Below are 11,526 nucleotides of genomic sequence, written 5' to 3' on the forward strand. Positions count from 1 at the left end.
GCGTGACCCAGCCCACTACCTCCGTGACGACCGTCGCAGAGGGAGTTGCCCGGATCTCCTGGAGCAGCGACGAGCCGATCGACGTCGTGCGCCACACCGTGGTCGCCGCCCTCACCGAACACGCCCGCGTCGAAGCGCTGATCGACCCCTCGGACGAGGGCGCCCAGCGCACCGCGACCTGGTCGGGGCTGCGGCGGGAGGGCGTGATGCGCGGCGTCACCGTCGACGGGTCACCGGTCGACCGGATCGTCTACGCGCGGCTGGCCACCGACACCCCGCTGCACGAGCCCGAGGGCTTCCGGGCGCTGCTGAACTCCTTCCTCCCCCGCAAGCGCGCCATCGGCCAGATGCTGGTCCGCGACGACGCCGGCCGGGTGCTGCTGTGCAACCTCACCTACAAGGCCGACTGGGACCTGCCCGGCGGTGTGGTCGAGGTCAACGAGTCGCCGCGCGAGGCGGTCAGCCGCGAGATCGAGGAGGAGCTCGGCCTCGACATCAGCGCCGGCGCCCTGGTGCTCACCGACTGGCTGCCGGCCTGGAGCGGCTGGGACGACGCGCTCTGCCTGGTCTTCGACGGCGGCACCCACGCCGCCTCGCTCACCGACACGATCGTGCGCGAGACCCGCGAGATCCGCGCCGCGGAGTTCTGCACCGTCGACCAGGTCCGCGAGCGCTGCGCCGACTTCACCGCCCGCCGGATCGAGGCCGCGCTGGCCAACCTGGCCGCAGGTGGCGGACCGGCGTACACCGAGTCCGGCCGTTAGCGCTCCGTCGCGCGCTCCGGCGTGCGGAATGGTCACCAACCGCAGGTGGGAACGCTCCCGACGTGCGGTTGGTGACCATTCCGCATGCCTTTTGACCGCAGTGCAACACTGATTACATGATTACAAACGAACTCCCCGAGCGTGTGACGGGCTGGTTCGCCGGCCGGCTCCCGGCGCAGTGGCAGGCCGCCCCCGCCGACGTCACGGTCGACCGCGAGGAGATCACGGTCGTGCTGACGATCGCGGACGCCGACGCCCAGGGCAGCGAGGCCGCGACGGCCGAGGCGCGGGCCGGGCGCGCGGCGGCGTTCCGCGAGGAGACCCGCGAGCAGCGGATGGAGATCGCTCAGGAGGCCCAGCACCGCTTCGAGAGGAAGGTCTCCTGGGGCGTGGCCGTCGGCGAGCGGCGCGAGCTGTGGACGCACGTGTCGGCGCCGGTGATGACCCGGCTGCGCCAGCCGCAGCGCATCGTGCTCGACACCCTGGTCGACGCTGGTGTGGCGAAGTCCCGGTCCGACGCGCTCGCGTGGTGCGTGCGGCTGGTCGGGCAGCACGAGGACGACTGGCTCGCCGAGCTGCGCGACGCGATGAGCGCCGTCGCCGACGTCCGCGCCAAGGGTCCCGCCGCCTGATCGCTACATTGGCGGGGTGCGCACCCTGCTGAACGTCATCTGGCTGCTGCTGTGCGGCATCTGGATGGCGATCGGGTACGCCGTCGCCGGGGTCGTCTGCTGCATCCTGATCGTCACGATCCCGTTCGGGATCGCCTCGTTCCGGATCGCGGCCTACGCGCTGTGGCCGTTCGGGAGGACCGTGATCCGGCAGCCCACCGCCGGGTTCTGGTCCGCGCTCGGCAACGTGATCTGGCTCGTCGTGGCCGGCGTCTGGCTGGCCATCGGCCACGTCGTCACCGGGATCCTGCTCTGCCTCACCGTCATCGGGATCCCGCTCGGGATCGCGAACTTCAAGATGATCCCGGTCGCGCTGCTACCGCTGGGGCGCCAGATCGTGGACATCGAGGACGTCGGCCTCGTCCGCTGACCGACGTCGCGGCGGCCGGATCGCGACCAGCACCCCGACGATGAGCAGCAGCCCGCCGGTGAGCTCGGCGGCGTTCGGCCGCTGGTCGAGCAGCAGCCAGGCCGAGGCCATCGCGACGACCGGCGCGAGCAGCACCCACGGCACGACCGAGGACGACGGGTTGCGCGAGAGCAGCGTGTTGAACACGCCGTAGCCGACCAGCGAGGCGAGGACCGCGGTGTAGAGCGTGGAGACGGCGGCCTCCCAGGAGAACGACCCCAAGGCGTCGCCGATCGCGGCCGGGCCGTCGACCGCGAACGAGAGCGCCAGCAGGGGCACCGGCACGACGACCGCGGACCAGACCGTCAGCGACAGCCCGCCCTTCACGCCGGAGGCGCGGGAGATCACGTTGCCGATGCCCCACGACAGCGCCGCGAGCAGGCACAGCGACAGCGCGACCGCCGTGACCTGGCCGCCGCGCCCGACCGCGACGACCGCGAGGCCGCCGGCGCCGACGAGCACCCCGGCGACCTGGGAGGAGGTCGGGAGCTCGCGCAGCACACCGGCCGCGATCAGGATCGTGAAGATCACCTGGGCCTGCAGCACCAGCGCCGCCAGCCCCGGCGGCATGCCCGCGTCCATCGAGACGTAGAGGAAGCCGAACTGCCCCAGCGACATGAACACCCCGACCGCCGCGATCACGCGCCACGGCGCGTCCGGGCGCGCGACGAAGAAGATCGCGGGGAACACCACGCACGCGAACCGGATGGCCGCGAAGAGCAGCGGCGGGATGCCCTCCATCCCCCAGTCGATCACCACGAAGTTGAAGCCCCAGATCGAGGCGACCAGGGCAGCGAGCAGGGAGTCACGGCGGTTCACCGGACCAGGTTGCTTGACCTGACCGTGAAGTACCAGCGAATGATCATGCATGGATCGTTGTAGCATCGCTACATGATCGACCTCGCCGCGCTGACCAGCCTGCGCGCCGTCGACACCCACGGGTCCGTGGTGGCGGCTGCCGACGCGCTCGGGTTCACCCCCAGCGCGGTCTCGCAGCAGGTCAAGCGCCTCGAGAAGCAGACCGGGGTGCCGCTCCTGGAACGGGTCGGTCGCGGCGTGATCCTCACCGACCACGGGCGGCACCTCGTCGACGCCGGCGGCCGGCTGCTCGCCGACCTCGAGCAGGTCGAGGCGACGCTCCACCAGCGCGCCGGCGCGGTCGCCGGGCACCTGCGGGTGACGGCGTTCTCGACCGCCATGCGCGGGTTGGTCGCTCCGGTGGTGCGCGGGCTGCGCGACGAGCACCCGGACCTCACCGTCGCGCTGACCGAGCGCGAACCCTGGGACACCGTCGACCTGGTCGCCTCCGGCCAGAGCGACCTCGGCGTGATCCACCGCTGGGGCGACGTGCCGATCACCGTGCCCGACCACCTGACCAGCACCGTGGTCGCGCACGACGTCGCCGACGTGATCGTGCACCGCGACCACCCGCTCGCCGGCCGCGCCCGGGTCGCGCCCCGCGACCTCGTCGACGAGGGCTGGATCGCCACCCCGGACGGCACGATCTGCCGGCAGTGGCTCACCCGCATGTACGCCGGGACCGGGCGGCTCCCCCGCATCGCGCACACGTCGATGGAGTTCGACTCCCACCTGGCGCTGGTCCGCGCCGAGCTCGGCATCGCGCTGGTCCCGCGCCTGGGCCGGCAGCCGCTCGGCGACGAGCTGGTCGCCGTACCCGCGCACGACCCGGAGCCGACCCGCGACGTGATCGCCGTGCACCGGCGCAGCATGAGCGAGTCCCCCGCCGTGCGCGCGGTCCTCAACGGTCTCGCCGGCTCCGCCACCACCGCCTGAGGATCGCGACCGCGACGACCAGGAGGAGCGCGGTCAGCAGCAGCCCGAGCGCCTGCGCCTCCTCGACGTTCTCGGGAGCCTTGGCGCCGGTCCCGACGAACTGCTCCGGCGCGACCAGCAGCCCCACGGTCCAGGTGAGCACGAGCAGCACGACGCTGCCGGCCGCCACCGCCATCGCGGCGAGGTCGTGCGCGGTCAGGAACAGCGCCGCCAGCCCCAGGACCAGCACCAGCCTCAGGACCCACGCAGCGCGCTGGAACCCGCCGCCCGGGTCGTCGACGAGCAGCTGCACCGCGAGCGCGGCGGCCACCAGGAGCAGGGCTCCGCCCCACAGCAGGTCACTGCGGGAGCGGGTCACCTCCGGAGCCTCAGAAGAGCGCGGACGCGAGGTTCTGACGGCCCTTGAGCACGCGCGGGTCGTCGTTGCCGACCGCACCGAAGAGCCCGAGCAGGTGCTCGCGGGCCTGGTTGCGCTCGTCGCCGGCGGTACGCCGGACCAGGTCCACCAGCCGGTTGAAGGCGTCCTCCACGTGTCCGCCGAGCATGTCGAGGTCGGCGACCATGGTCTGGGCGGCGACGTCGTCGGGGGCGGCCGCCGCGGCCGCACGCGCGGCGGCGAGGTCGACGCCCTGGGTGCGCTGCAGCAGCTTCGCCATCGCCAGCCCTGCAGCGGCCTCGGCGTCGGCGGGGTTGGCGTCGAGGAGCTTCTGGTACTCCGCGACCGCACGGTCGATGTCGCCCTCACCGAGCGCGTCCTGGGCCGCGGCGTAGCGCGGGTCCATCGGCGCCTCGCCGTCCTCGCCCACCGGACCCCCGGCCGCCCGCGGCTGGTGCCGGCCGGCGACGCCGCTGGCGGTCAGCTGCTGCACCACCTGGGTCAGCGCGGTGCGCAGCTCATCGATCGGGAGCACGTCCTGCAGCAGTGGCGCGGGCCGGCCGTCGACGATCGCCACCACGAGCGGGATCGACGGGATCTGCATCGCCTGGGCGATCTGCGGAACCGCGTCGATGTCGACCAGGCCGACGAGGAAGCGCCCCTCGAACTCGGTCGAGAGCGTCGCCAGGTCCCGCGCGAGCCCGACGCTCTCGGGCATCCGCGTCGGCGAGTAGAACGCCAGCAGCACCGGCGCCGTCATCGACGACTCGATGGTGCTCTGGAAGTTCTCCTCGGTGATCTGCACGGAGTACGACGACCCGCCGACGGCGCCCGGAGCGGCGGCCTGGTCGGGCGCTGCTGCCTTCATGCCGGAGAGGTCGACGGCACCGGGACGGGAGAACGGCTGCTGGCTCATGGACGCAATCCTATTGACCACCTCACGCGAGCCCGAGCGCGACCGCCTCCTCGCGCAGCTCCTCGCGGACCTGCGGGTGCGCGGCGTGCTCGATCAGCTGGCGCGCCTGCTCCTTCTGGTCGCGCCCGTAGAGCTCGGCGACGCCCTGCTCGGTGACGACCGCAGTCATCTGGAAGGACGTGACCGGCTCGTCGACGAGCGGCACGATCGTCGAGCAGTCGGCCTTCGGGTGCCACGACTTCATCGCGATGAACGCCTGCCCGCCGTCGCTGTGCATCGCGCCGACGAAGAAGTCGGTCTGGCCGCCGAAGCCGGAGTGGATCCGCGCGTTGATCCGCGATGCGTTGGCCTGGCCGAACAGGTCGACCTGGAGGGCCGTGTTCACGCTCACCATGTGCGGGTTCCGCGCGATCCGCGCCGGACTGTTGGTGACCTCGGTGCGCACCATCTCGACCCGCTCGTTGTCGTGCACCCACGCGATCAGCTCCGGCGAGCCGAACAGGAACGAGGCGGAGATCGGGACGTTGCGGTCCAGCGCCCCCACCTTCTCCAGCGCGAAGATGCTGTCGGAGAACATCTCGGTCCACACCCGCAGCCCGCTGCGGCTGGTCAGGCCGTGCAGCGTCGCGTCGGGTACGGCGCCGATGCCGGCCTGGAGCGTCGCCCCGTCGCCGACCCGGGCGGCCACCAGCTCCCCGATCCGCGCGGAGTGGTCGTCGATGACCGTCGTCGGCGCGGTCGGCAGCGGCGCGTCGGCCTCGACGAGCACGTCGACCATGTCGAGGTCGATCACCGAGTCGCCGTTGGTCCAGGGCATCTGGTCGTTGACCTGCGCGATCACCACGCCGCCCCGGCGGCGCGCCGCCTCGAGCGCCGCCGGCAGCACGTTCACCTCGACGCCGAGCGAGATCCTGCCGTCGCGCGGCCGGGTGGTGTGCAGGACGACCGCGTCCGGCGGCAGCGCCGTACCGAACAGCGTGGGCACCATGGACAGCCGCGACGGCACGTAGCTCAGCCGCGGGCTGCGCCGCTGACCGGGACCGACGAAGCAGGTCTCGAGGGTCACGCCGTCACGGTCGGGCAGGCCGTGCTGGCCGTTGAGCGCCCAGAGCCGGTACGCGTCGAGCGCGCCGTCGATCAGGCCGACGGTGTGCCACGGCGTCACATGGTTCCCGGTGACGACGATCCGTGGGTTGGCGGGCAGGGCCGAGAGCGCAGCGGCGAGGTCCACCCTCCGATTGCACCAGACCGCGGCTCAGCGCGTCATGGGCCGGAAGTCCCCATCACGGTGACCACCACCGTGCCGCCGTCCTCGATCGGCGTCCCGAGCGCCGGCTCGACGTCCAGCAGCGAGCCGGGCGGCAGGTCCGCGACGTCGCCGTCCGGGTCGGGCTCGACGGTCTCGACCTCGACCTCGAGCCCGGCCGCCTCGATCGCCTCGGTCAGGTCGCGCACGAACGACGGCTCGGCGCCCCACGACGGCGTCCAGCCGTCCGGACCCGTCGCGAGCGGGACGGTCGTGACGCCGTCGGGCAGGGTCCGCGCCGAGTCGCGGATCTCCTCGAAGTCGCCGTCGCCCTCCTCGTCGATCGTGACGGCGAAGATCGCGTCGGTGCCTGCCACGCCGAAGAGCCGCCGGCAGACTCCCTCGAACCACTCCTCGCAGTCGCCGTCGAGGTCGCCCTCGGCGTACCGGCCGCTGCCGTCGTCGAGGACGGCGAGCGAGGACACCGACCGGACCGTCTCCGGGTCGGCCGGGTCCGAGCAGTCGTAGATCGCGCCCGAGTCGAAGTAGACGGTGTCCTCGACCGGTGCGCCGCACTGGGTCTCACCGGTCGTCCACCAGTCCGGTACGGCGACCACCGCGCCGTCGTACCCGACCCAGCGGGTGCCGTCGGGCGGGCTCGCCCACCAGTCGTCGCCGTCGTCCGAGCAGGCGGTCAGTGGCAGCAGGAGCGCGACGAGCCAGAGCCTCATGCCCGCTTGGACGCGCTCAGAAGCGAGCCGGTTCCCGGTACTCGCCCCACTCGGCGCGCAGCGCGTCGCAGATCTCGCCCAGGGTGGCCTCGGCGCGACAGGCGTCGAGCATCGGCTCGATCATGTTCTCGTCGGCCCGGGCGGCGGCGACCAGGCGCGCCAGCGCGACCGTCACCGCCTCGTCGTCACGCGCCTCGCGGCGACCCTGCAGCACCCGGACCTGCTCGACCTCGACCTCGTGGGAGACCCGCAGGATCTCGAGCTCGTGGGTGACGGAGTCCTCGTGGCAGTTGACGCCGACGATCCGCTTCTCGCCCTTCTCGAGCGCGACCTGGTACTGGAACGCCGCCTCCGCGATCTCACCCATGAACCAGCCCTCCTCGATCCCGTGGAGGAGGCCGCGGGTGACCAGCCACTCGCCCCGGCCGACCGCCTCGGCGATCTTCTCGGGCTGCGCGGACGTGAGCGTGGAGCCGCCCATCGAGAGGATCTTGTCGAAGATCGCGTTCGCCTCGGCCTCGATCCTGTCGGTGAGCGCCTCGACGTACCACGAGCCGCCCAGCGGGTCGGCGACGTTGACGACGCCGGTCTCCTCCATGATCACCTGCTGGGTGCGCAGCGCGATCTCGGCGGCCTGCTCCGACGGCAGGGCGAGCGTCTCGTCGAGGGCGTTGGTGTGCAGCGAGTTCGTGCCGCCGAGCACGGCGGAGAGCGCCTCGATGCCGGTGCGGACGACGTTGTTGTAGGGCTGCTGGGCGGTCAGCGAGACGCCGGCGGTCTGGGTGTGGAACCGCAGCCACTGGGCCTTGTCGGTCTTGGCGCCGTAGACGTCGCGCATCCAGCGCGCCCAGATCCGGCGGGCGGCACGGAACTTCGCGATCTCCTCGAAGAAGTCGACGTGCGCGTCGAAGAAGAACGACAGCCCCGGGGCGAACACGTCGACGTCGAGGCCGCGCGACAGCCCGAGCTCGACGTACCCGAACCCGTCGGCGAGCGTGAACGCCAGCTCCTGTGCGGCCGTCGAGCCCGCCTCGCGGATGTGGTAGCCGGAGACCGAGAGCGGCTTGTACGCCGGGATGTTCTCGGCGCAGTACTCCATCAGGTCACCGATGAGCCGCAGGTGCGGCTCCGGCCCGAAGATCCACTCCTTCTGGGCGATGTACTCCTTGAAGATGTCGGTCTGCAGCGTGCCGTTGAGCGCGGTGGTGTCGACGCCCGCGCGCTCCGCCGCGACGATCATCATGCAGAAGACGGGGACGGCGGGGCCGCTGATGGTCATCGAGGTGGTGACGTCACCGAGGTCGATCCCGTCGAACAGGATCTCCATGTCGGCGACGGAGTCGATGGCCACGCCGCAGTGGCCGACCTCGCCGAGCGACTTCGGGTCGTCGGAGTCGCGCCCCATCAGCGTGGGCATGTCGAACGCGACCGACAGCCCGCCACCGCCGCGACCGAGGATCATCCGGTAGCGCTCGTTGGTCTGCTGGGCGTTGCCGAAGCCGGCGAACTGCCGGATCGTCCAGGTCCGGCCGCGGTAGCCGGTCGGGTAGAGCCCCCGGGTGAACGGGAACTCCCCGGGCCACTCGGAGTCCTCGGTGCCGTACGCCGGCTCGAGCTCGACCCCGCTGAGCGTGGTGAAGTCGGCCTCGCGGACGCGGGACGAGTCGTACCGGGCCTGCCAGCGGGCGCGCGCGTTCTCGGTCATACCCAGATAGTAGGACGTCCTACTAATTGCGCCAAGCCACCCTCACCGGATCCAGCGGTAGACCTGGCCGTCGCGCACCTCGACCGACGCCGGCGGCTTCGGCGTCGGGTGGTCGCGCAGGTGGGCGACGACGTTCCTCCTGCCGCGCAGGGCCAGGTCACCGTCCGTGAAGTGCAGATAGGGGTGCAGGTACGTCGTCAGGTCCGACCACTCCCCCGAGTCCATCGCGTCCCAGGCGGCCGCCGCGGGCGGCTCGAGGTCCGGCAGCTCGTGCAGCATCTTGGGCGTGCACATCCGCCACGCGTCGACGACCAGCTCGCGCATCTCCACCGGGTCCAGCCGGTCCAGGCGCGCGCACACCCACTGATAGCGCAGGTCCCGCGCCGGCGGCAGGAAGAACGTGTCCGGGGCGGACTCGATCAGCCCGTCCCGGGCGTCCTTCGGGTAGCCGAACCCCATCGCGGACTCGTCCCTCGAGAACCCGACGTACACGATCTGGCGGACCTTGAGCTTGTACCGGCCGCCGGTGAAGAACTCGTAGGTGCGCGGCAGGGCCAGGCCAACCTCGCGGACGTCGTCGGCGGTGACCATGGCCTCATTGTGGGCTAGAAGTCCCCGGCTGCCTTGCGGATCGGCGTCAGCAGCGCGGACAGCTCCCGCAGCTGCTCGTCCCCCAGCGCCTCGAGCGCGAAGTCGGACTCGACGAGGGCCTTCGTCGCGACCTCGACCAGCGCCCGGCCCTCCTCGGTGATCTCGGCCAGCACCGCCCGGCCGTCCTCCGGGTGCGGGGTGCGGACGACGAGGCCGGCCGCCTCGAGCCGCCGCACGATCGACGTCACCGACGTCGGGTGCACCTGCAGCCGCTCGCCCATCTTGCCCAGCGGCAGCGAGCCACGCGAGGAGAACACCAGCAGCACCAGCGCCTCGTAGCGCGCGAACGTCAGGCCGTGCGGCTTGAGGATCGCGTCGAGCCGTCCGATCACGAGCTGGTGCGCGCGCATCAGCGACGTGACGGCGTGCATCGCCGGCACGCGGTCCCAGTGGTTGCCCCACTGGCGCGCGGCTTCGTCGATCGGGTCGAAGGGGAGGGCCACGCCGCGAGGTTAGGACATCGCGTCCCCGGGACCGCCGGTCGTCCATCCCGCCAGCACTGTTGAACATGTTCAAAACTGGGTTAGGGTCTGCTCATGCGCATCGTGATCCCGGGAGGGACGGGACAGGTCGGCGGCCTCCTGCGGCGGTGGTACGCCGCGGCCGGGCACGACGTCGTGGTGCTGAGCCGCCACCGCGAGACGCTCGAGCCGGGCGTCCGGCACCGGGTCTGGGACGGCCACTCGGTCGGGGCGTGGGCCGAGGAGCTCGACGGCGCGGACGTCGTGGTCAACCTCGCCGGCCGGTCGGTCAGCTGCCGGTACACCGAGGACAACCTGCGCCAGATGATGGACTCCCGCGTCGACTCGACGCGGGCGGTCGGCCGCGCCCTGGAGCTGGCCGCCCGGCCGCCGGCCGTGTGGCTCCAGATGAGCACCGCGACGATCTACGCCGACCGCCGCGACGCGCCGAACGACGAGGCCACCGGCGTCATCGGCGGGAACGAACCCGGCGTCCCGTCGTACTGGGAGTACAGCGTGCGGATCGCCCGGAACTGGGAGGCGGCCCAGCAGGAGGCCACGCTGCCGCGGACCAGGCGGGTCGCGATGCGCGCCGCGATGGTGATGAGCCCGGACCGCGGCGGGGTCTTCGACTACCTGTCCTGGCTGGCGCGCCTGGGTCTCGGTGGTCCGGTGGCCGGCGGCGGGCAGTACGTGTCGTGGATCCACGCACGGGACTTCTGCCGGGCGGTCGACCTGCTGGTCGAGCGCGACGACCTCGCCGGTCCGGTCAACCTCGCCGCTCCCGAGCCGCTCCCCCAGCGCGAGCTGATGCGCGAGCTGCGGCGCGCCTGGGGTGGTCGACCTGGGCTTCCCGCGACGCGCACCATGGCCGCGATCGGCGCCTGGGTGCTGCGGACCGACACCGAGCTGCTGCTGAAGAGCCGGCGGGTGGTGCCCGGACGGCTGCTCGAGGCGGGCTTCTCGTTCGACTACCCGGACTGGCCGGGCGCGGCCACCGACCTGGTCGTCGCGTCCCAGAGCCGCGCCGCGACCGCGGCGTCCTGAGCATCGGCCGACGGCTCGGCCGGCGCCTCGCGCCGGTGGTAGCCGCCCGGCACGGCGTCGGGCGAGGTCGCGCAGAAGACGGTGGTCCGCGCGCCGACCTCGGGGCTCACCAGCGTCCGCCGCTCCAGCGGGGCCGCGAGCTTGCGCAGCCGCCCGAGCAGCGGCGCGGTCTCGAGCCCGCGGTCGGCGATGCGGGTGTAGACCGAGCCCGGGTGCAGGGAGTAGCCGTGCACCCCGCGGTCGCCGTACCGCCGCTCGATCTCGGCGGCCTCGTGGACCAGGGCGAGCTTCGACGTGCCGTACGCCGCCCAGGAGTCGTACGGCGTCACGGGCGCGAAGAGCCAGGGGTTGCGGCCGCGGTCGTGCAGCTTGGAGACGACGTTGACCACTCGCGCGTCACCGCTCGCGAGCAGGTGGGGCAGCAGCAGCCGCGTGAGCTGCGCGGTGCCCAGGTAGTTCGTGCGCCAGTGCACCTCGTGGCCGTCGACGAGCTGCGGCTCCTTCCACTTCGAGCGCAGGTCGAGGTGGATGCCGGCGTTGTTCACCAGCACGTCCAGGCGGTCGGGCACCCAGTCGGCCAGGGCCTCCACGGACGCTCGCGAGGTCAGGTCGAGCGGGTGCGTGTCGTCGGTGACCGGACACGAGCGCGTGGTGGTCAGGACCCGGAAGCCCCGTGCCCGCAGGGCGTCCGCGGTCGCGGCGCCGAGCGTGCGCTCCCCTGCGCCGGTGACGAGTGCGACCTTCTCCACGCCGTG

14 protein-coding genes are annotated in these 11,526 nt (G+C 72.3%); 5 read left to right on the forward strand and 9 right to left on the reverse strand.

What is annotated here, in order from left to right; all coding sequences use genetic code 11:
- Positions 1 to 2: 2 nt before the first annotated feature.
- From ABD875_RS09045 to ABD875_RS09055, 3 genes are all read left to right on the forward strand, one after another.
- Positions 3 to 764, forward strand: a complete 762-nt coding sequence (locus ABD875_RS09045) for an NUDIX hydrolase (protein WP_345173617.1) — start codon at positions 3 to 5, stop codon at positions 762 to 764.
- Positions 765 to 880: 116 nt separating this feature from the next.
- Positions 881 to 1,396: a hypothetical protein gene (locus ABD875_RS09050; RefSeq protein WP_345173619.1), complete on the forward strand. Its 516-nt coding sequence runs from the start codon at positions 881 to 883 to the stop codon at positions 1,394 to 1,396.
- A 16-nt stretch (positions 1,397 to 1,412) separates the two neighbouring features.
- Positions 1,413 to 1,805: a YccF domain-containing protein gene (locus ABD875_RS09055; RefSeq protein WP_345173621.1), complete on the forward strand. Its 393-nt coding sequence runs from the start codon at positions 1,413 to 1,415 to the stop codon at positions 1,803 to 1,805.
- Here the strand turns inward: ABD875_RS09055 and ABD875_RS09060 are convergent.
- Positions 1,752 to 2,663: an EamA family transporter gene (locus tag ABD875_RS09060; RefSeq protein WP_345173623.1), complete on the reverse strand. Its 912-nt coding sequence runs from the start codon at positions 2,661 to 2,663 to the stop codon at positions 1,752 to 1,754. The two genes, ABD875_RS09055 and ABD875_RS09060, sit on opposite strands and share 54 nt — an antisense overlap.
- 72 nt (positions 2,664 to 2,735) lie before the next feature.
- On the opposite strand from ABD875_RS09060, the gene ABD875_RS09065 reads away from it, so the two are divergent.
- Positions 2,736 to 3,638 carry a LysR family transcriptional regulator gene (locus ABD875_RS09065; RefSeq protein WP_345173625.1) on the forward strand — a complete coding sequence of 301 codons (903 nt, stop codon included), beginning with the start codon at positions 2,736 to 2,738 and terminating at the stop codon, positions 3,636 to 3,638.
- On the opposite strand, the gene ABD875_RS09070 is transcribed toward ABD875_RS09065, so the two are convergent.
- Genes ABD875_RS09070 through ABD875_RS09100 form a run of 7 tightly spaced genes read right to left on the reverse strand, consistent with a single transcriptional unit; the run spans position 3,604 to position 9,706 of the window.
- Complete coding sequence (locus tag ABD875_RS09070; RefSeq protein WP_345173627.1) at positions 3,604 to 3,996, reverse strand: hypothetical protein; 393 nt, start codon at positions 3,994 to 3,996, stop codon at positions 3,604 to 3,606. The two genes, ABD875_RS09065 and ABD875_RS09070, sit on opposite strands and share 35 nt — an antisense overlap.
- 10 nt (positions 3,997 to 4,006) lie before the next feature.
- Positions 4,007 to 4,930 (reverse strand): co-chaperone YbbN, encoded by a 924-nt coding sequence (locus tag ABD875_RS09075; RefSeq protein WP_345173629.1) that lies wholly within the window; start codon positions 4,928 to 4,930, stop codon positions 4,007 to 4,009.
- A gap of 22 nt (positions 4,931 to 4,952) precedes the next feature.
- Positions 4,953 to 6,161: an acetyl-CoA hydrolase/transferase family protein gene (locus ABD875_RS09080; protein WP_345173630.1), complete on the reverse strand. Its 1,209-nt coding sequence runs from the start codon at positions 6,159 to 6,161 to the stop codon at positions 4,953 to 4,955.
- A 32-nt stretch (positions 6,162 to 6,193) separates the two neighbouring features.
- Positions 6,194 to 6,907, reverse strand: coding sequence for a hypothetical protein (locus ABD875_RS09085; protein WP_345173631.1), 714 nt, complete (start codon positions 6,905 to 6,907; stop codon positions 6,194 to 6,196).
- Between the two features lie 16 nt (positions 6,908 to 6,923).
- Entirely contained in the window at positions 6,924 to 8,612 is a 1,689-nt protein-coding gene (gene icmA / locus ABD875_RS09090) for a coenzyme B12-dependent isobutyryl-CoA mutase large subunit (RefSeq protein WP_345173632.1), read from the reverse strand.
- Positions 8,613 to 8,654: 42 nt separating this feature from the next.
- Complete coding sequence (locus ABD875_RS09095; RefSeq protein WP_345173633.1) at positions 8,655 to 9,203, reverse strand: MmcQ/YjbR family DNA-binding protein; 549 nt, start codon at positions 9,201 to 9,203, stop codon at positions 8,655 to 8,657.
- 14 nt (positions 9,204 to 9,217) lie between these two features.
- Positions 9,218 to 9,706, reverse strand: coding sequence for a MarR family winged helix-turn-helix transcriptional regulator (locus ABD875_RS09100; protein WP_345173634.1), 489 nt, complete (start codon positions 9,704 to 9,706; stop codon positions 9,218 to 9,220).
- Between the two features lie 93 nt (positions 9,707 to 9,799).
- On the opposite strand from ABD875_RS09100, the gene ABD875_RS09105 reads away from it, so the two are divergent.
- On the forward strand, positions 9,800 to 10,771 hold the full coding sequence (locus tag ABD875_RS09105) for an epimerase (protein ID WP_345173636.1): 972 nt from the start codon (positions 9,800 to 9,802) through the stop codon (positions 10,769 to 10,771).
- Here ABD875_RS09105 and ABD875_RS09110 read toward each other — a convergent pair.
- Positions 10,696 to 11,520, reverse strand: coding sequence for an SDR family NAD(P)-dependent oxidoreductase (locus ABD875_RS09110; protein ID WP_345173638.1), 825 nt, complete (start codon positions 11,518 to 11,520; stop codon positions 10,696 to 10,698). The genes ABD875_RS09105 and ABD875_RS09110 overlap by 76 nt on opposite strands.
- Between the last annotated feature and the right edge of the window lie 6 nt (positions 11,521 to 11,526).

This window comes from Nocardioides caricicola, from assembly GCF_039541135.1.
In the GTDB taxonomy this organism is placed as follows: domain Bacteria; phylum Actinomycetota; class Actinomycetes; order Propionibacteriales; family Nocardioidaceae; genus Nocardioides; species Nocardioides caricicola.